This is a genomic window from Paenibacillus senegalimassiliensis, assembly GCF_001486585.1.
In the GTDB taxonomy this organism is placed as follows: Bacteria; Bacillota; Bacilli; order Paenibacillales; family Paenibacillaceae; genus Fontibacillus; species Fontibacillus senegalimassiliensis.
This window is the reverse complement of record NZ_LN909036.1, coordinates 1-18,046: the sequence shown is the minus strand read 5'-3', so window position 1 is coordinate 18,046 and position 18,046 is coordinate 1. Positions and strand designations below refer to the sequence as shown.

18 protein-coding genes, 8 tRNA genes and 1 rRNA gene are annotated in these 18,046 nt (G+C 51.4%); 1 reads left to right on the top strand and 26 read right to left on the bottom strand.

Annotated elements, in window-relative coordinates; translation table 11 throughout:
• Nucleotides 1-189 precede the first annotated feature (189 nt).
• On the top strand, nucleotides 190-594 hold the full coding sequence (locus BN3279_RS00800) for an iron chaperone (RefSeq protein ID WP_059048793.1): 405 nt from the start codon (nucleotides 190-192) through the stop codon (nucleotides 592-594).
• Nucleotides 595-680: 86 nt separating this feature from the next.
• On the opposite strand, the gene BN3279_RS00795 is transcribed toward BN3279_RS00800, so the two are convergent.
• From BN3279_RS00795 to BN3279_RS00670, 26 genes are all read right to left on the bottom strand, one after another.
• The gene (locus BN3279_RS00795) at nucleotides 681-1,616 is read right to left on the bottom strand and encodes a ribose-phosphate diphosphokinase (protein ID WP_059048792.1); all 936 of its coding nucleotides are present in this window, start codon (nucleotides 1,614-1,616) and stop codon (nucleotides 681-683) included.
• Between the two features lie 138 nt (nucleotides 1,617-1,754).
• Nucleotides 1,755-2,582: a histidinol-phosphatase HisJ gene (hisJ, locus tag BN3279_RS00790; protein WP_059048791.1), complete on the bottom strand. Its 828-nt coding sequence runs from the start codon at nucleotides 2,580-2,582 to the stop codon at nucleotides 1,755-1,757.
• 15 nt (nucleotides 2,583-2,597) lie between these two features.
• Nucleotides 2,598-3,305, bottom strand: coding sequence for a bifunctional phosphoribosyl-AMP cyclohydrolase/phosphoribosyl-ATP diphosphatase HisIE (hisIE, locus tag BN3279_RS00785; RefSeq protein ID WP_059048790.1), 708 nt, complete (start codon nucleotides 3,303-3,305; stop codon nucleotides 2,598-2,600).
• Nucleotides 3,302-4,060 carry an imidazole glycerol phosphate synthase subunit HisF gene (gene hisF, locus BN3279_RS00780; RefSeq protein ID WP_059048789.1) on the bottom strand — a complete coding sequence of 253 codons (759 nt, stop codon included), beginning with the start codon at nucleotides 4,058-4,060 and terminating at the stop codon, nucleotides 3,302-3,304. Before hisF ends, hisIE begins: the two co-directional genes overlap by 4 nt.
• Nucleotides 4,061-4,119: 59 nt before the next feature.
• Entirely contained in the window at nucleotides 4,120-4,860 is a 741-nt protein-coding gene (gene hisA / locus BN3279_RS00775) for a 1-(5-phosphoribosyl)-5-[(5-phosphoribosylamino)methylideneamino]imidazole-4-carboxamide isomerase (RefSeq protein WP_187377710.1), read from the bottom strand.
• 167 nt (nucleotides 4,861-5,027) lie between these two features.
• On the bottom strand, nucleotides 5,028-5,654 hold the full coding sequence (hisH, locus tag BN3279_RS00770) for an imidazole glycerol phosphate synthase subunit HisH (RefSeq protein ID WP_059048787.1): 627 nt from the start codon (nucleotides 5,652-5,654) through the stop codon (nucleotides 5,028-5,030).
• Nucleotides 5,655-5,657: 3 nt separating this feature from the next.
• Nucleotides 5,658-6,269 (bottom strand): imidazoleglycerol-phosphate dehydratase HisB, encoded by a 612-nt coding sequence (gene hisB, locus BN3279_RS00765; RefSeq protein WP_059048786.1) that lies wholly within the window; start codon nucleotides 6,267-6,269, stop codon nucleotides 5,658-5,660.
• Nucleotides 6,266-7,567, bottom strand: a complete 1,302-nt coding sequence (gene hisD, locus BN3279_RS00760) for a histidinol dehydrogenase (protein WP_059048785.1) — start codon at nucleotides 7,565-7,567, stop codon at nucleotides 6,266-6,268. The genes hisB and hisD overlap by 4 nt, the downstream gene beginning before the upstream one ends.
• A gap of 125 nt (nucleotides 7,568-7,692) precedes the next feature.
• Nucleotides 7,693-8,313 carry an ATP phosphoribosyltransferase gene (gene hisG, locus BN3279_RS00755; RefSeq protein WP_392396819.1) on the bottom strand — a complete coding sequence of 207 codons (621 nt, stop codon included), beginning with the start codon at nucleotides 8,311-8,313 and terminating at the stop codon, nucleotides 7,693-7,695.
• 65 nt (nucleotides 8,314-8,378) lie between these two features.
• Nucleotides 8,379-9,581: an ATP phosphoribosyltransferase regulatory subunit gene (locus BN3279_RS00750; RefSeq protein WP_059048844.1), complete on the bottom strand. Its 1,203-nt coding sequence runs from the start codon at nucleotides 9,579-9,581 to the stop codon at nucleotides 8,379-8,381.
• A gap of 134 nt (nucleotides 9,582-9,715) precedes the next feature.
• Nucleotides 9,716-10,930: an acyltransferase gene (locus BN3279_RS00745; protein WP_059048783.1), complete on the bottom strand. Its 1,215-nt coding sequence runs from the start codon at nucleotides 10,928-10,930 to the stop codon at nucleotides 9,716-9,718.
• Between the two features lie 154 nt (nucleotides 10,931-11,084).
• A complete protein-coding gene (locus BN3279_RS00740; RefSeq protein WP_059048782.1) occupies nucleotides 11,085-11,582 on the bottom strand; it encodes an acyltransferase in 498 nt (165 codons plus the stop codon).
• Nucleotides 11,579-12,232 (bottom strand): pyrophosphatase PpaX, encoded by a 654-nt coding sequence (gene ppaX, locus BN3279_RS00735; protein WP_059048781.1) that lies wholly within the window; start codon nucleotides 12,230-12,232, stop codon nucleotides 11,579-11,581. Before ppaX ends, BN3279_RS00740 begins: the two co-directional genes overlap by 4 nt.
• A 7-nt stretch (nucleotides 12,233-12,239) precedes the next feature.
• Entirely contained in the window at nucleotides 12,240-13,277 is a 1,038-nt protein-coding gene (lgt, locus tag BN3279_RS00730) for a prolipoprotein diacylglyceryl transferase (protein ID WP_059048780.1), read from the bottom strand.
• An 11-nt stretch (nucleotides 13,278-13,288) separates the two neighbouring features.
• A complete protein-coding gene (gene hprK, locus BN3279_RS00725) occupies nucleotides 13,289-14,233 on the bottom strand; it encodes an HPr(Ser) kinase/phosphatase (protein WP_059048779.1) in 945 nt (314 codons plus the stop codon).
• A 254-nt stretch (nucleotides 14,234-14,487) separates the two neighbouring features.
• Nucleotides 14,488-15,609: an ABC transporter ATP-binding protein gene (locus tag BN3279_RS00720; RefSeq protein WP_059048778.1), complete on the bottom strand. Its 1,122-nt coding sequence runs from the start codon at nucleotides 15,607-15,609 to the stop codon at nucleotides 14,488-14,490.
• A gap of 121 nt (nucleotides 15,610-15,730) precedes the next feature.
• The gene (locus tag BN3279_RS00715; protein ID WP_059048777.1) at nucleotides 15,731-16,822 is read right to left on the bottom strand and encodes a PucR family transcriptional regulator; all 1,092 of its coding nucleotides are present in this window, start codon (nucleotides 16,820-16,822) and stop codon (nucleotides 15,731-15,733) included.
• 145 nt (nucleotides 16,823-16,967) lie between these two features.
• A tRNA-Lys gene (locus BN3279_RS00710) sits at nucleotides 16,968-17,040 on the bottom strand.
• 11 nt (nucleotides 17,041-17,051) lie between these two features.
• Nucleotides 17,052-17,137, bottom strand: a tRNA-Tyr gene (locus tag BN3279_RS00705).
• Between the two features lie 54 nt (nucleotides 17,138-17,191).
• Nucleotides 17,192-17,264 (bottom strand) — tRNA-Phe (locus tag BN3279_RS00700).
• A gap of 74 nt (nucleotides 17,265-17,338) precedes the next feature.
• Nucleotides 17,339-17,415, bottom strand: a tRNA-Asp gene (locus BN3279_RS00695).
• 10 nt (nucleotides 17,416-17,425) lie between these two features.
• Nucleotides 17,426-17,501, bottom strand: a tRNA-Thr gene (locus tag BN3279_RS00690).
• 29 nt (nucleotides 17,502-17,530) lie between these two features.
• Nucleotides 17,531-17,606, bottom strand: a tRNA-Val gene (locus tag BN3279_RS00685).
• Between the two features lie 9 nt (nucleotides 17,607-17,615).
• Nucleotides 17,616-17,692: transfer RNA gene (locus BN3279_RS00680), tRNA-Met, on the bottom strand.
• A 24-nt stretch (nucleotides 17,693-17,716) separates the two neighbouring features.
• Nucleotides 17,717-17,808, bottom strand: a tRNA-Ser gene (locus BN3279_RS00675).
• A gap of 61 nt (nucleotides 17,809-17,869) precedes the next feature.
• A 23S ribosomal RNA gene (locus BN3279_RS00670) occupies nucleotides 17,870-18,046 on the bottom strand; the annotation flags it as partial.

Genomic DNA, 18,046 nt, shown 5'->3' with positions numbered 1-18,046 from the left:
CCAAGCGAATATAAACAGGACGGTAAGCGGGATTATAAGGCTTATGCGAGAGGAGAAACTTATTTCCGTTATGACTATTTTATGGGAAAATATTGTAGTTACTGGCATCGTATTAGGATTATTTATTGTTCTGGTCTGGTCTTTGTTTAGTCATAATAAGAGGAGAAAATAAGGAGGAGGAGGTACGCTATGAAAGAAAATACGCCCCCACTGTCCACCATAGAAGATTACATGGCCCTATGGCCGCCGAATATTCAGGAGAAATTGCAGCAAATTCGCGGTGCTATTCGCGAAGCTGCTCCCGAAGCTACTGAAAAAATTAGCTATCAGATGCCTACCTTCGCCCTTGCTGGCACCAACCTGGTGCATTACGCCGCCTATAAGAAGCATATCGGCTTCTATCCTGCCCCTAGCGGTATCGAGAAATTTCAGGATCAGCTAACTGGCTACAAGCATGCCAAAGGATCGATACAGTTTCCTATCGAACAACCACTCCCTCTGGACTTAATTCGACAAATCGTTCGTTTTCGCGCCGAGGAGAATATGGAGAAGGCTCAAGCCAAGCGGAAGGGACAACCGCCAAAGAAGAGTTAAATTAAAAAGGCCAGCCAGAATTCGGCTAGCCTGATCAGTTGAAGGACGCCCTCCAACTGATTTTGAAATATAAGCGCTCAGGAGAGTTAAATCCCCCGGTCCTTAAACAAAGCTGCGATTGATCCGCCCTCCATAATGAACTGGGTCGCTCGGGCCAGCATCGGGGCGACAGATAGCACCTGAATATGAGCGGAATGCAGTTCAGGCTGGTCAATCGAGTCTGTGACCACGACCTGCCGGATATTAGGATGCTGTAGCTTCTCCAGCGCCTCCCCGGAGAACAGCCCGTGGGTAGCGCACACATAAGCATCTGTAGCTCCGCGCTCCTTCAAGCCTTCTACCACATTCACGATGGTCGTGCCTGTATCGATCAAATCCTCAATAATGATGGGCGTATGCCCGGCAACATCACCAATAACGTGCGTGATAACTGATTCATTATGCGAAGGCCGCTTCTTGATCATAATAGCAAACGGAGAATCCAGCCCGTTGGCCAGCTTCTCCGCCATAGAGGCTCGTCCGGCATCGGGTGAGACAATGACAGGGTTCGGGATATTTTGCGCCTTCAGGTAATCGGTCATTAAATCCAGCGCCGTTAAATGATCCACCGGAATATTGAAGAAGCCTTGTATTGCGGGAGCGTGCAAATCGATAGTCACCACTCGGCTGGCCCCTGCCGTAGTCAGCACATCAGCTAGCATCTTTGCCGAGATTGGCTCCCGTGGTGCGGACTTGCGCTCCTGCCGGGCATAACCGTAATACGGCATAATGATGTTCACTGTTCGAGCGGAAGCCCGCTTCGCCGCATCAATCATCACCAACAGCTCGACAAATAACTCATTAATCGGATGTGCTAACGACTGCACCAGAAACACGTCGGAATTACGGATGCTCTCCTCATAGTGGACATAAATCTCGCCGCTCTTGAAGCGCGATAGCTTGACCTTTCCGGGCTCCACGCCTAGGCGCTCACAAATATCAGATACCAGCCTTGGGTTGGACGAACCGGAAAAAATACGCATCTTGGACCCCACCTGTTTCACTCCTCAAATAGATTGAATTATAGTGCGAGCTCAACCTCGTGTAACACATTCTCGTCTTTATCGTACATCCATTTTCAAGTAGCGTCCAGCGTAGCAAGCCCCGGGTTCACTCCGCCCTCAGTCACAATCCAGGGCAATCATAGTTCTCCGTCTTCCCTCGAAGGTGGCAACCTCCCGTACGCCCAAGCGGTACAGCAGTTCTCTTGCCGTATCCAGATGCTCTCCCAGCTTCTGAGGATCATGAGCATCTGACCCTAACGTCAGTGGAATACCCCGTTCAATGGCCCCTTGCAAGATCCGCTGGCTAGGGAACATCTCCGCACAAGGCTTGGATAAGCCAGAGGCGTTCAATTCCATAGCAACGCCTGCTTTAGCCACCGCGTTCAACGCTGTGCGCTCCAGTTCTATCACAGCTTGCTCCGACTCAGCGCCAGGCTTATGCTTGAATCTTTTTATCGCGTCCAAATGACCCATGATATCGTAGAAGCCCGTGGCCGCGGCCTTGGCTACCGCCTCAAAGTAGCGACGATAGATCGTGAGTGCGTCCTGCCCTTCCCAATGGTGTACTTGCCGGTAATCCGTCACATCCCATTCTCCAAGAAAATGAACGGAGCCAATCACATAGTCCCATGGATACATTTGGATCAGCTTGCTAATGTCCGCTTCCCAGCCCTCTACATAGTCACCTTCCAGGCCGACTCTGACATCAATCTGTCCCCGGTATTTCTCCTTCAATGCGAAGGCTTCCTCCACGTAACGTGGCAATTCCTCCATGGGCATCGCCACCTCGGAATAATAGGTCGCCGGGTCCACATGCAAGAGCGGCATATGATCGGATACCCCGATGTGGGACAAGCCGATCGCTATACCTTGCTGAATATATTCCTCCAGCTTGCCAACAGCGTGCCCGCACCGTTCATGATGTGTATGATAGTCGATCAACATGAGACAAGCGCCCCCTTAATCCCGGCGCGGCCGTTCATGGCGCCGCTCCAGCTCTTGCATAACCTCGTCCAACGGCAGCTTGCGTTCGCGCAGCAGCACCAGCAGATGGTAGATCAGATCGCTAACCTCGTAACGAAGCTCGTCATTATCCCCATTTTTGGCAGCGATGATCGATTCAGCCGTCTCCTCGCCCACCTTCTTGAGAATCTTGTCGATGCCCTTCTCGAACAGATACGTCGTATACGCGCCTTCTGGACGCTCAGCGTCACGCTCGGCAATTAACTGCTCCAGTTCGGCCAGCACCTTGAACCGCGCCAGCTCACTTCCTTCAGTCACCTTCGATTCAGTATCGTTGGCAACGGCCGCCGTGCGGTAGAAGCAGGTCCGCTCACCGGTGTGACAGGCAGGGCCCGCCGACTGCGCCTCTACCAACAGCGTATCGCCGTCGCAATCGTAGTGCAGCGCCGTGATTCGCTGTGTATTGCCAGAGGTCGCCCCTTTGTTCCAAAGCTCGCTACGTGAGCGGCTCCAGAACCAGGTGAATCCCGTCTCCACGGACTTGCGCAGCGATTCCTGGTTCATATAAGCCATCATCAGCACTTCCTTGCTATCCGCATCCTGGACCACAGCCGGGACTAATCCGTCCGCATCCCACTTGATTGCTCCATTCAATTCCTCTACAGACACCAGCAACTGCAACGGTTGTTCACCCGCTACGCTCATCGTATCTCCACCCCTTTGACCTTCAGGTCTTTTTTCAAGTCCGGTATCGCCATTTCTTTATAATGAAAAATCGTCGCCGCCAGCGCCGCATCGGCCTGGCCTTCCATAAATACCTCGTAGAAATCCTCCATCTTCCCGGCTCCGCCCGAAGCGATTACCGGAATGCCGACAGCCCGGCTAACAGCGCTCGTAAGCGGCAAGTCAAAGCCATCCTTGGTACCATCCGCATCCATGCTGGTGAGCAGAATCTCGCCCGCTCCCCGCTTCTCTACCTCCCGTACCCAATTCAGCGCACGAATTCCTGTCGGTTTGCGTCCACCATGGGTGTACACTTCCCATTCTTCCCAGTCCGCATTATACTTGGCATCCACCGCCACCACGATACACTGAGCACCGAAGCGACGTGACCCATCCGCAATAAGCTCCGGATTCAGCACCGCCGCCGTATTAATCCCGATCTTGTCCGCACCGGCCCGCAGCAGGCGCTTCATATCCTCAACCTGAGAAATCCCGCCACCTACAGTAAAAGGAATAGCGATCTCCCCGGCCGTTTGCTTGACCACTTCCACCATCGTCGCCCGCCCTTCGTGCGAGGCAGAGATATCAAGAAATACAAGCTCGTCCGCACCTTCGCGGTCATATAGGGCTGCTAACTCCACCGGGTCCCCGGCGTCGCGCAGGTTGACGAAGTTAACCCCTTTGACGACCCGGCCATCCTTCACATCCAGACAGGGAATGATTCGCTTTGCGAGCATCTGGTTCAACTTCCTTTCTATAATCAGTTCAGAACTTTTCCCGTCACTTAAGAGTAACTTTATCTCCCGGCTTGGACGGCCTTAATGGCCTCAGCCAGTTGAATATTACCCGTATACAGCGCTTTGCCCACAATCGCGCCACCGATACCTTGATCGGCATATTCCGCTAACCGCAGCAAATCATCCTGAACCGTGACGCCCCCGGAAGCAATGACCGTTTTCCCCGACGCTTTGGCTAGTGAACGGATTGCCTCCACATTAGGTCCCTGCATCATGCCATCCCGGGAAATATCCGTGAAGATAAAAGTCTCGGCTCCCTTCGCCGCCAGTTCCTTGGCCAATACCTCCGCCTGTACCTCGGACGTTTCCAGCCAGCCGCGCGTAGCCACCAGTCCATTTCTCGCGTCGATCCCAATAGCTACCTGGTCCCCGTACTCGCCCAGCACCGCCTCGGTGAAGGCCCGATCCTCAATGGCTGCCGTACCGATGATCACCCGGCTAACGCCAAGCGACAGCAGATGCCGTACATCCTCCACCGTCCGAAGTCCCCCGCCAACTTGTACCGGAACCTGAACACTGCTGGCAATGCGCCCGATTAATTCGTCATTTACCGGATGGCCGGCCTTGGCCCCATCCAAATCTACCAAGTGAATAAACGAACCGCCCTGGGCTTCCCAGGAACGTGCCACCTCTAGCGGATCGGCATTATATACCGTCTCACGGTCATAATCGCCTTGAACCAATCTGACACACTGGCCTCCGCGAATATCGATAGCCGGGTATATGATAAATGATGACATCGTGATTCCCTCCTGTATCTATGCTCTCATAATAGACGTGTACAGCTTGGTTTGCGCGCATGCGGCATGCAGCCCGGGTTCACCCTCACCCTGGACAAGCACATCCCGCCTGCCGCCAACCAAGCTGTCATGAACGTGGCTGCACTGTGCCGCAACGTACGTTAGACTCAGCCTTCTTGTCGTTCCACCAAGGCCAGGAAGTTGCGCAGCAGCGCCATTCCCAGCGCTCCACTCTTCTCGGGGTGGAACTGCATGCCCAGCACATTGGCACGGCCCACAATGGCCGTAACCGGGTGGCCGTAGTCTGTCACGGCCAGCAAATCCTCCGGCTGCTCCGGCAGCACATGGAAGGAGTGGACGAAGTACACATGTCCTTCCTCCAGGCCCTGGAGCAGCGGGTTCTCCGGCTGGCGAAACTCCAGCCGGTTCCAGCCCATATGCGGCACCTTGTACCCTTCGGTGCCGGCAAACCGGACCGCCTTGCCCGGCAGCAAGCCCAGCCCCTCGTTGCGCCCATACTCTTCGCTCTCCGCGAAGAGTAGCTGCATCCCGAGGCAGATGCCGAGCAGCGGCGTGCCGCTGGCGGCTACCGTCCGCACTACGCGGTCCAGCCCAGTGGCTCGCAGATGCTCCATCGCATCGCCAAAGGCCCCGACGCCCGGCAGAATCACGCCGTCTGCCGCAACAATCTGGGCTTCGTCTCCCGTGACGAAGCCCTCATAGCCAAGGCGCTCCACCGCTTTGCCTACGCTGTGCAGGTTGCCCATGCCATAATCGACGATGGCGATTCTCATGGGCTATAGCACTCCCTTCGTCGATGGCACCCCGCTGACGCGCGGATCGATGGTCGTTGCCTCATCCAGCGCCCGTCCGAGCGCCTTGAAGACCGCTTCGATCATGTGGTGCGTATTCTGTCCGTAATGCACAATCACATGCAGCGTAATCCGCGCCTCGAGCGCCAGCTTCCACAGGAACTCTTGCACCAGTTGCACATCGAAGCTGCCTACGCGGTCTGACGGATACTCTGCCCGATACTCGAAGTGAGGCCGATTGCTGATATCAATGACCACTTGAGCCAAGGCCTCATCCATAGGGATAAAAACGCTGGCATACCGCTTAATGCCCTTCTTGTCGCCCAGCGCTTCCCGGATTACTTGTCCCAGACAAATCCCGATATCCTCCACCGTATGATGGTCATCAATCTCAATATCTCCCCGCGCTTCCACAGCCAGGTTGAATTGTCCGTGCTTGGTGAACAAATCCAGCATATGATTCAGGAATGGTACGTCCGTCTCCAGCTTGGCTTCGCCACGGCCATCGACCGCAAAGCTCAATTTGATATCCGTCTCATTGGTAGTCCGGCTAACGCTGGATTCCCGTACGATCACATTTTCATTATGGGTTGTCATTGTAATCCCCCTGCCTTTCCTTCTTGACGCAGCCGCACTTCAATGGCGCGAGCGTGGCCCTCCAGCCCTTCGCGCCGGGCCAGTTCCATAATGGTAGCCCCGTTCTCCAGCAACGCTTCCTTACTATAATAAATCACACTGGACTTTTTGATAAAATCATCCACATCCACCGGCGATGAGAATCTCGCCGTACCATTGGTTGGAATGATATGATTCGGTCCGGCAAAATAGTCGCCCACCGGTTCAGAGCTATAGGGACCAAGGAAGATTGCGCCAGCGTTCTCGATCAACCCCAAATACCCCATCGGATTGTCCACAATTAGCTCAAAATGCTCCGGCGCCAGCTTATTGATCACATCGATACCCGCCTCAATCGAATCGACCAGCAGAATAGCGCCGTACTGTTCTATCGACGCGCCCGCGATCTCCTTGCGCGGCAATTCGGCCAACTGACGCTCCACCTCGGCCTGACAAGCCTTGGCGAACGTCTCGGACGGGGTCACGAGAATCGCCGAAGCCATCTCGTCATGCTCCGCCTGCGACAGCAGATCTGCCGCCACATAGGCGGCATCTGCTGTATCGTCGGCCAGGACGGCGATTTCACTCGGTCCGGCGATACTGTCGATATCGACGACGCCGTACACCTCGCGCTTGGCTAGCGCGACGTAGATGTTGCCCGGTCCGCAAATTTTATCGACCGGGGCAATCGTGTCGGTGCCGTAAGCGAGTGCCGCCACCGCTTGCGCCCCGCCGACCCGGTAGATCTCATGTACGCCCGCCTCAGCGGCGGCGACGAGAATATACGGGTCGATCCTTTCCTTGCCGCCGGTCGCTGGCGGCGTCACCATCACAATCTCCGGTACGCCTGCCACCTGAGCAGGAATGACGTTCATCAGCACGGAGGATGGATAGGCTGCTTTACCGCCGGGAACATAGACTCCGACTCGCTTCAGCGGCCGAATGATCTGGCCGAGCAGACTGCCATCGGCTTGCAGGTCCATCCAGGAGTTGCGCTTCTGCCGGGCATGGAATTGCCGGATATGGTCGGCCGCCGCCCGAATAGCCGTTACAAAGGAAGCCTCAACCTTAGCATAAGCCGCTTCCAGTTCCTCCGGCATAACGCGTAGCTGCGAAGCCTCTAGCGCTACCTTGTCAAACTGCTTCGTGTACCGAAGCAGTGCCGCATCCCCTTCCTGCTTGACTGCCTTCACGATGGCTTTTACCGTCTCATTCTGCTCTGGCGAGCCGTATTCCACTTCCCGCCGCAAATCAAACTCCTCTGCCGATACCAGCTTCATCCCACGTTCCCCCTGCTCTATTTAGAAGTGTGGTGAACCCATAGGGCACCTGCGTCCATTATAGGCTTACACCCGCTGTCACCGCTCTTCGGCAACTTGTTCACCACGCTGTTCGTTCCATTTGCTTAGCCTTGCTTGACCTGATCCCGCCCAATCACTTTACTTAGCGCATCGCATACCGTCTGAATCTCTGCATTCTTCATCCGATAGCTTACCCGATTCGCAATCAAGCGGCTGGTAATTTCAAAGAGCTGTTCCCGCTCAACCAGTCCATTCTCTTTTAACGTTTGCCCGGTTTCTACCATATCGACAATCCGATCCGCAAGACCAATCAGGGGTGCCAGCTCAATGGAACCGTTCAGCTTGATCACTTCCACCTGCTGTCCTTGCTCACGGAAGAATCTTGAGGCCACGTTTGGATACTTGGTCGCCACTCGCTGCTGTATCCCCGGCTTCCAATCCGGCAGTGCAATGACAGACATCCGGCAACGGGCAATACCAAGATCCAGTAACTCATATACGTCCCGTTCCTCTTCCATTAATACATCCTTGCCCACAATCCCGATATCAGCGACCCCGTATTCAACATAGGTGGGTACGTCCACCGGTTTGGCCAGAATGAACTCCATACCGATCTCCGGCAGTGGTATAACCAGCTTGCGCGAATCATCCACATCTCCTGGAATGAGAATACCTGCCTCACGAAACAAGATCGATGCTTTCTTATAAATACGCCCTTTGGGCATGGCTACTTTTATAATCTGGCCCACTAGATGGCCCTCCTTTCAGACTGGGAGACTGGACCTCTGCTTTAGAAGCTCACAAAGGTCAGAATGTCTCCATACAAGGGTCCCAGCGGTCCCGGCCGCCGTTCCCCGCCTTGTCCTGATGCCAGCAAATCCCCTAGGCTTGCAACATGTCTCATCAAGACACTTTTTCCTTCCTGGCGAAGCCGCTCGGCTTCTGCAAAGGCACGTTTCCGATTGACCACGTCATATTGCAATACCACCGGCAGTTCCGCTTCGCTGTCCAGGCCGTGAACGCCGTCAAGGATCCGGTTCGTCTTCAGGGAGAATCCTGTGGCCGGAGCAGGTCTGCCGAATTGTTGCAGCAAATTATCGTACCGCCCACCGCTGCATACCGGGAAGCCCAGTTCGGCTGCATATCCCTCGAAGGTCATGCCCGTATAATAAGAGAAGTCACCAATCATCGTCAAATCAATCATGACATGCTCAGCTACCCCGAAGTCCTCCAGCGCATCCCACACCTGACTCAAATGCTTGACCGATGCTTGGGCAAGCGGGTCGGCGCTTAACTCCAGAGCTTGACCACACACTTCCTTGCCTCCACGCAGCCGGAGAATTCCTTCAAGCTCCTCATGCTGTTGTTGGGATAAGGATAGCTCGGCCAGCATCTCCCGATAGCCAACGTAATCACGATGGAGCAGCCCTTCCTTCAGCGCCTGGCGAATGTCGTCTCGTCCTGGCACCGCTTCGGCCAGCAAGCCGTTAAGGAACCCGACATGGCCTACAGCGATCTTGAAAGACTTGACGCCCGCCGCCTGCAATGAAGCGACAGCCAAGGCGATGACTTCGGCATCTGCATCAGCGGAATCATCTCCCACCAGTTCAACCCCGGTTTGAAAAAATTCCGCTTCCTTACCCGCCTCCTCCTCAATCGCCCGGAACACATTAGCATGGTAGGATAATCGCAGTGGAAGCGGCTCTTCCTTCAGTAAGGAGGAGACTACGCGAGCAATGGGTGCAGTCATATCTGAACGTAGCACCATTGTCGTGCCGCGGTTGTTCAGTAGCTTAAATAATTTCTGATCCGAGGTGGAGCTCGCCACCCCAACGGTATCGTAATATTCCATCGTTGGCGTCATAATTTGCCGGTAACCCCAGCCAGCCATGCAATCCAGCACACGACGCTCAATCGCACGCAGCTTATCAACGGCAAACGGCAAATAGTCGCGAACGCCTGCCGGTTTTTCAAATACTTTTGGTTTCGACAAGTAATTCACCCCTAATATATCTCCAGAATTAATTTATCGCATTAAAGCGCTAATTGTCTAACAAACTAAAGATTATGACATATCTTATCACACTTACTTTCAGACCGTCAACGCCCCGGACACCGTTCCCTCTGTTAGCTATGGGTGTCTACTGAAGGGGTAGACTGGCCCTCCTGATTGCCACCACTTTTGCGCCGTAATGAAGCTGGAACATTTCCCAGGAGCCAGGAAGCAAAGGGCAGCCAGCGGAAGCTAAGCTGTACGAAAACCAAAGACCCCATGAGCGCAAGCAAGGAGCCCCCTATAATGTACAACAAATAGCCCACCGATTCACTAGGTAGTCCCTGCTTGTTGAAGAACCACCGATAGACCAACAGGACGAACGGATGAAACAAATAAATGCCAAAGGACAACTCACCTAGCCGGGTCAACCATGCGACCAAGGTATCCGAACCTCTTCGAGAAATGTAAAAGGCCATTTGAAGAAGCACCAGTGACGACAACAAGCAATGCACATTCCAGAATAATTCAAACCAGAGTGAATTGGGGACTCCAGCCCCCTTCCGGTATATCAGCCAGAGATGAACATGGGCAAAAGCCACGATGAACCAACCAATCCATAATGCCGTAGAAAGGGTGCGCTGCCTCCTGGACATCTCACTCCATTTTACAGTAAGCCAGCTCTTAACCGCCGGGAAATATATAGCCACTACTGCCCCCAGCATGTAATATGCCATGTACGTTAGAGCAATGCTCGCCTTATTTGGCAATTGCAGGCTGTATCGATTCCAGAAGAAGAACCCCCACTGCAAGGCGAGCCCTACGGGAAGAATCAAGCTTAACAGCAGCCTGTTTTCACGGAAAGACTGGAATAACCACAAAAAGAGAGGAAATAGCACATAAAATTGGATGCTGATGAAGATGAAATAAAGATGAGTATAGGCCGTTCCTGTAAGCAGAGCCGTACCTAATGATTTTAAATCAGCGATCGTGGGGTCTTGGAGAAAACCATGATAGAGGATGGCAATCAGAAAAAAATAGCAGCAAGAGACCAGAACATAAGGCAAAATGATATACGTCAAGCGTTTCTTATAAAATCTGCTCACCAGCTTCCGGCTTATCGGCCGATCATAATAATTGTAGAACAACACAAAGCTGCTCAAAAATATAAAGCCCGGCGTACCGATCTTGAAGAAGATGTTCATCCAGTTATACACATAATAAAAAGGCGAGTCCAGCGCCTGTTCCGCGGCAGCAAACGAAGAAGCATGAACCTGGATTACACTGAAAATGGCCAGCGCCCGAAAAATCTCCAGTTGCGGTAACCGTTCCTTGACTACTTGGTTCACATCATCAACTCCTAGGCATAATTAAGAAGAAACCCGTAATTATGTATGGGATGTCTACCTTAAATTATATCACTCCCCAAGGGTTGTCTATGCAAAATAAAGGAGGCTTAAGCAAAAAGCTGCCCCATGTCGTGTTGACATAAGACAGCTTATCCTATTCGTTCTCCAGACTGCGGCGTTCCAATGACCGTAATGGGTTCCCACCCACAAAAGCACCAGCCTCTACATTCTTATGTACCACAGATCCGGCAGCCACTACAGCATGGTCCCCAATCGTTACACCCGGTAAAATGGTGCAATTGGCTCCGATCATCACCTCATTGCCGATATTCACTTCGCCCAGCCGATACTCCTTGATCAGATATTCGTGCGCCAGAATTGTCGTATTGTACCCGATAACGGAATTCCGGCCAATCGTAATCAACTCAGGGAAAAATACATCCAGCATCACCATAAGGCCAAAGGCGGTGTGCTCTCCAACCTTCACCCCAAGGATACGGCGATAGATGGCATTCTTCACTGATAACACCGGACAATACCGGGCGATCTGAATGAATATGAAGTTGCGGACGCCCTTCCAAGGGCTGACTGTCCGGTACAATTGCCATAATGCATTGGGGCCTTCTACCGGATAGCTCCTTACCTTCCTCACGGCTTCACCGACTCTCCTTCGAGAATGGCATACAGTTCGGTCATATCCTGGATAATATAATCGGGATCGTACTTGCGAAGCTCCGCCTCACCCTTTAGAGACCAGGCTACACCCGCAGCATGCACCCCTGCCGCTTTGGCGCATAGAAGGTCTGCCGCACTGTCCCCAACCATTAATGTTCGGGCAGGATCAGCCTGTAGTGCATTTAAGGCAGTCAAGATCGGCTCCGGATGCGGTTTGGGATGGCTGACATCATCCACCGTAACAATGGTCTTCATGTAATCAAGAAAGCCAAATCGTTCAAGCGCCAGCATGGTTGTTTCCCTAATTTTCGTGGTCACAATTCCCATCGTGACGCCACGCTCGTGAAGCTCCGCCAGCACTTCCTTCACATGAGGGAACTCGTCGATCAGTTCATCGTGTCGCTCCCGATTATATTTTCGGTAGTCTGCGACCAATGCGGCCACGTCCTCCTGTCCAGAGAAGGTTTGCAACTGGTGCTCCAACGTAGTCCCCATATGCGGAATAATCTGCTCCCGCGTGTAAGGCCCCAAGCCATGCTTGTCGATGACTTGCAAGAATGTAGCAATAATCAGCTCGTTGGTATTGATGATAGTCCCATCCAAATCAAATAACACGGTGTCGATCATGTCGTCGTTACTCCTTCTTATCTTCCTCTTCCAGGTTGTCCACTATAATCTCAGCATGCTCATCAGTTTCTTGTGCTGGTCTAGCTTCCCCCGCTTCTGAAGTAGCAGGCAACACGCTAACGGGAGCTGCCTTTGTACATACAATCGGGTCGCTATAATACGGCAGATCTGTTACCTTACGGCGGCGAATGATAATGAACGCAATCGCAGCAACGATTAAGCCGATGGCTACCAATTGCGATATCCGGACATTGCCGTAAGATGGAGCCAGGTAACCCTGCTCGAAGCCAAACCAGGTCATTGGAGACCATAAGCCATCTACGAAGGAGGCAAGCCAGGAAGCCCCTTGGAAGGCCAAGCTGTCTGTCCGCAATGCTTCAATATAGAACCGCCCGATGGAATACCAAATGAAATAGGAAGCAAAGAGCTCACCAGCACGCAAAAATTTCTGTCTGCGCAGCAAGAATAACAAGGCCAAGCCCGCCAGGTTCCACAACGATTCGTATAAGAACGTCGGGTGATGGAAGGTCCCTTGCACATTCATTTGATTCACGATAAATGACGGAAGGTGTAGACTATCCCGCAGGAAGGATTCGGATATAGGCCCCCCATACGCTTCCTGATTCACGAAGTTCCCCCAGCGCCCGATCATTTGGCCTGCAATCAGGGATGGCGCACAAATATCGGCTATCCGCCAGAAGTTATAGCCACGGCGCTTGAAGAAAATAACCGCACAAATAATGGCTCCGATGAGAGCACCATAAATCGCGATCCCACCATTCCAAATTTTGAAGACATCCCAGAAATTATTTTTGTATTCATCCCACATAAAAGCGACGTAGTAAATACGTGCGCCAATAATGGCCGAAGGTACACCCAGCAACAGCAAGTCCATGAACAGCTCCTGGGGAACCTGGAATCGCTTGCCCTCCCAGACAGCCAACAGAAGTCCGAATAAAGCCGCACTTCCCAAAATCAAACCATACCAATGCACGTTTATACTCCCGATAGAAAAGGCAATCGGGTCCAATAACAAGGTGCTCATGATTCACGCTCCTAATCCAAATCGTCGATATCTTCTGCAATCGTCTCCGTCAGCTTAGTGGTAAATTGCAAGGCTGCATTATACCCCATGCGTTTCAGACGGAAGTTCATGGCCGCCACTTCAATAATAACTGCTAAGTTCCGTCCTGGACGTACCGGAATCGTGGCCAATGGCACGTCGGTATCAATGATTCGTGTCGTCTCTTCATCCAGGCCCAAACGATCATATTGCTTCTCTTGCTGCCATGCCTCCAACCTTACCACCAACGAAATCCGCTTATTGTTGCGAATCGCCCCAGCACCAAATAAGGTCATTACGTTAATAATACCAACGCCGCGAATTTCCAGCAGGTGCCGAATGAGCTCTGGTGCCGTACCATGTAGTTGATTATCGGAGGTCTGCCGAATTTCTACCGCATCATCAGCAACAAGACGGTGTCCACGTTTGACCAGTTCTAATGCGGTTTCACTTTTCCCGATGCCGCTGCTGCCGGTAATTAGCATACCTACGCCATATACGTCCACCAGAACACCATGGATCGTCGCCGTAGGGGCAAGCTTCCGTTCGAGGAAGCTAGTAATTCTGCTTGATAAAATCGTCGTCGCCATACTGCTGCGTAACACGGGAATTTGCTTCTCTGCACTGATAGCCACCAGTTCATCTGGGACCTCCCAGGAACGTGTGAGAATAATGCAAGGTGTCTCTTCACTGCTGCACAAGCGCTCCATACGATCTTTGCGCTCCTGGGGCGGCAACATTTCAAAGAAAGCCATTTCTGTTTTCCCCAAAATCTGAACGCGCTCCGGCGGATGATATTCAAAGTAACCCGCCATTTCCAGACCGGGGCGATATAAATCGTCCACCGTAATCGGCCGTTTCAATCCTTGCTCTCCGGAAATTACCTCAAGCCCGAACTGATTGACCAATTCCGATACCTTTACCTTTTTAGTAGCCATTTGTTCTTCCTTCCTACCGGCACTCTCCGGAACCTAGAACGTCCGATTGTGTCTACGGTTGCAAATATAAGCTGCCCTAAGGCATAAATTCAACCTATTTCTGGATTGCTCAATGTATTCATCGTAATGGAAAATGCCCCGTAAATCAATCATCGCCACCTCAATGCTGTGGTTGTCAGCCAATTCAGCGGTATTTTACTGGCATATCGGCAAAAAAACCGCCCCGAAGGGCGGTTTTCGTAAGTTTTCGAAAATTAATTGTAGAATACGTTGCGTTCTGTTTCCTTGTCGAAGATATGAATTTTGTTCATATCGATCGCCAATTTAACATTGTCGCCTTCACGTGTATTGGAACGTCCGTCTACACGTGCAATCAGGCCGTCGCCACCTGCACCGTTCAAGTACAATTGCATTTCGTGACCCAGGTTTTCCGTCAGGTACACGTTAGCTGCAAATGAAGTTTGCGGGGAAGCTTCCAGGAATACAGGCTCTTCATGAATGTCCTCAGGACGAACACCCATAATCACTTCTTTACCAATGTAGCCTTTATCTTTCAGTACAGCCGCTTTACCTTGAGGCACAACAACATCCAGGTTAGTAGCTTTCAGACGAACGGCACCTGCTTCTTCTGTCAAAGTACCATGGATGAAGTTCATCGTAGGGGAACCGATAAAGCCTGCTACGAAAATGTTACTTGGTTGGTTGTACAGTTCTTCCGGAGAAGCTGCTTGTTGAATGATACCGTCATGCATAACCACGATACGGTCACCCATCGTCATAGCTTCGATTTGGTCATGTGTTACGTAGATGCAAGTAGTTTCCAGACGTTTTACCAATTTCGTGATTTCGGCGCGCATTTGACCACGCAGCTTAGCATCCAAGTTAGAAAGAGGTTCATCCATCAGGAAGACTTGAGGATCACGGACAATAGCACGGCCCAAGGCTACCCGTTGACGTTGACCGCCGGAAAGTGCTTTTGGTTTACGATCCAGCAAATGCTCGATATCAAGAATTCTTGCAGCTTCACGAACACGTTGGTCGATTTCTTCTTTCTTTACTTTACGAAGTTTCAAACCAAACGCCATGTTTTGATACACATTCATATGTGGATACAAAGCGTAGGATTGGAATACCATCGCGATGTCGCGGTCTTTCGGAGCAACGTCATTCACGACACGGTCGCCAATGTACAATTTACCTTCTGTAATTTCTTCCAGACCAGCAATCATACGGAGCGTTGTTGATTTACCGCAACCGGACGGACCTACCAGTACCAAAAATTCTTTATCAGCAATATCGAGGTTAATGTCAGCAACAGTTGCTTTATCCGCACCCGGATATTTTTTGAAAATGTGTTCTAAGCGTACGCCTGCCATTTGTTATTCCTCCCAAGTCGTTAAATTAGTTGTGTTTATGTTTCATGAAATCGGATACATTCTATATTTATATATTAAACGATAGGGCAAAACCCATCCATACACAAACTGCACAAAAAAATTACGACCTTTTCGTCACTTTGTACAATAATAGCTCCAGCTTGACCAACACGGCATCTGCAAAGGTTCGGACATCCAGTCCTGTCTCCTGCTTGAACTTGTCGAATCGGTATAACAGAGTATTTCGGTGAATATAAAGCCGCTTGGCCGTTTCGCTCACATTGCAATCCAGAGAGAAGAAGGTCTCCAGGGTAGTGAAGGTCTCTTCTTCCTGCAAAAGGTGACTGTGATCTCCGCTCTCTGCAATAAATTTTTGCCGCTCAGCCTCAGGTATGCTAGCAATTAACCGCTCCAGCTTTAATTCCCATGGCAGATGAATCTGATTGGTTACATTAAACATCCGGCCCAAGGCCAAGGTTTGCCGTAATGCCAAGGTAGCAGTTGTTAATTCATTAGCGGTAATTAATACATCTCCCACCGACAAATGCAAACCACCGACCCATTCGTTGGTAATCAGCTCATACAACCCTTCGCAAAGCGCGCTCAGCATGTCCCTTTCCGTCTCGGCAGCCTCTTCGCTTTCTTCTCTTAGGCTGGTGAAGAGTTCTTCTCCAAGCAGTATCAGCCAGTCCTCTTTAAGTGGAATGAGTATGATGGCACCACCAAAATAACTCTTAAGCAGTTTACTCAGTTGGGTAAACGATATGGCTTGGCCTTGGTGCTCCCAACTCAGCAAAAAAGGTAGCAACCTCCCTCGAAGCTTGGCTTTGATTGGCATGTTCTCCGGGATCTGTTGTGCCAGTTCCCCTTGCTCCAATCTCTCTTGCAGCCATTGCCCCAACTGTAAACTTCGCGCTTCTTCATCACGCTTCAAGCCGGATGGAGAGACGGGGGAGTGCACAGAAGACAATAGCATTTGAATCAGCTTTGCTTCGGCTTCGGTGATCGTCTCTGCTCCCGCTTCAAAGGCAAGCACGGAAGATGATTGATACTTCAATAGCCAGACCCATCGTTGATCTTGATGGAACGGTCCAAATTCATTTCCCCCGGATCGCCGTACCAGCTCGTTCCATGCCTCAAGCTCCCAGTTCGATTCCGTCAAGGACGTGTCCACGATGTTCTCCACTTGCTGCTTCAGCAATTTGATATCCATGAGCTGACTTTCCCTCGATCCTTTGTAGTGTTAAATATTTTTATTTTATCATACCCTTTACCGGAAGCGTAAATCTTGCCATTATTGCCGATGTCGCCAAAACACAAAAAAAGCCGTTAACCGTAAAGTTAACGACTTCTAGAGATGAGCCATGAAGGACTCGAACCTTCGACACCCTGATTAAAAGTCAGGTGCTCTACCAACTGAGCTAATGGCTCATAAAAAAAACTGGTGGAGGCTGATGGATTCGAACCACCGAACTCGTCAGAGAACAGATTTACAGTCTGCTGCGTTTGGCCACTTCGCTAAGCCTCCATAATACCTATGTTGCCCGAGCAAATCATAAATGATCCTGGGATAACATAGAAGTGGCTCGGGACGGAATCGAACCGCCGACACGAGGATTTTCAGTCCTCTGCTCTACCGACTGAGCTACCGAGCCATATGCAATTTGGTCAAAAAAATAAAGTGGTGAAGTTGTCCACTTTCCCACTTTGTGGTGAAAATAAACTTAAATGGCGGAGCCGACGGGATTCGAACCCGCGGTCTCCTGCGTGACAGGCAGGCATGTTAGGCCTCTACACCACGGCTCCGCAAAAAAAATGGTGCCGGCGAGAGGACTTGAACCCCCAACCTACTGATTACAAGTCAGTTGCTCTACCAGTTGAGCTACACCGGCACGGTGTAAATAGAAGAAAGATTTATAGATGGTGGAGGCTGAGGGGCTCGAACCCCCGACCCTCTGCTTGTAAGGCAGATGCTCTCCCAGCTGAGCTAAGCCTCCAGGATAATATGGTAGCGGCGGAGGGGATCGAACCCCCGACCTCACGGGTATGAACCGTACGCTCTAGCCAGCTGAGCTACACCGCCATATTAAGTTACAGCTTGTACAAATGGCGGAGAGAGAGGGATTCGAACCCTCGCACCGCTTACGCAGTCTAACCCCTTAGCAGAGGGTCCCCTTATAGCCACTTGGGTATCTCTCCAAGCCATAAATTCAAGGTATTAATCCTTGAAAACTGGATACGAAACGAATTTGCGTTATTTTTGGATAAGCCCTCGACCGATTAGTACCTGTCAGCTCCATACATTGCTGCACTTCCACCTCAGGCCTATCAACCTCGTCGTCTTCAAGGGGTCTTACTCATTGGGAAATCTCATCTTGAGGGGGGCTTCACGCTTAGATGCTTTCAGCGCTTATCCCTTCCGCACTTAGCTACCCAG

Bases quoted from the DNA above. Each gene is read 5' to 3' on its own strand.
- hisD (WP_059048785.1), bottom strand. From the start codon at position 7,567: ATGAAGCTGGTATCGGCAGAGGAGTTTGATTTGCGGCGGGAAGTGGAA.
- hisH (WP_059048787.1), bottom strand. From the start codon at position 5,654: ATGAGAATCGCCATCGTCGATTATGGCATGGGCAACCTGCACAGCGTA.
- hprK (WP_059048779.1), bottom strand. From the start codon at position 14,233: ATGGCTACTAAAAAGGTAAAGGTATCGGAATTGGTCAATCAGTTCGGG.
- hisA (WP_187377710.1), bottom strand. From the start codon at position 4,860: ATGTCATCATTTATCATATACCCGGCTATCGATATTCGCGGAGGCCAG.
- BN3279_RS00795 (WP_059048792.1), bottom strand. From the start codon at position 1,616: ATGCGTATTTTTTCCGGTTCGTCCAACCCAAGGCTGGTATCTGATATT.
- lgt (WP_059048780.1), bottom strand. From the start codon at position 13,277: ATGAGCACCTTGTTATTGGACCCGATTGCCTTTTCTATCGGGAGTATA.
- hisB (WP_059048786.1), bottom strand. From the start codon at position 6,269: ATGACAACCCATAATGAAAATGTGATCGTACGGGAATCCAGCGTTAGC.
- BN3279_RS00720 (WP_059048778.1), bottom strand. From the start codon at position 15,609: ATGGCAGGCGTACGCTTAGAACACATTTTCAAAAAATATCCGGGTGCG.
- hisG (WP_392396819.1), bottom strand. From the start codon at position 8,313: ATGCCCAAAGGGCGTATTTATAAGAAAGCATCGATCTTGTTTCGTGAG.
- ppaX (WP_059048781.1), bottom strand. From the start codon at position 12,232: ATGATCGACACCGTGTTATTTGATTTGGATGGGACTATCATCAATACC.
- BN3279_RS00800 (WP_059048793.1), top strand. From the start codon at position 190: ATGAAAGAAAATACGCCCCCACTGTCCACCATAGAAGATTACATGGCC.
- hisIE (WP_059048790.1), bottom strand. From the start codon at position 3,305: ATGAGCGTAGCGGGTGAACAACCGTTGCAGTTGCTGGTGTCTGTAGAG.
- hisF (WP_059048789.1), bottom strand. From the start codon at position 4,060: ATGCTCGCAAAGCGAATCATTCCCTGTCTGGATGTGAAGGATGGCCGG.
- hisJ (WP_059048791.1), bottom strand. From the start codon at position 2,582: ATGTTGATCGACTATCATACACATCATGAACGGTGCGGGCACGCTGTT.
- BN3279_RS00715 (WP_059048777.1), bottom strand. From the start codon at position 16,822: ATGGATATCAAATTGCTGAAGCAGCAAGTGGAGAACATCGTGGACACG.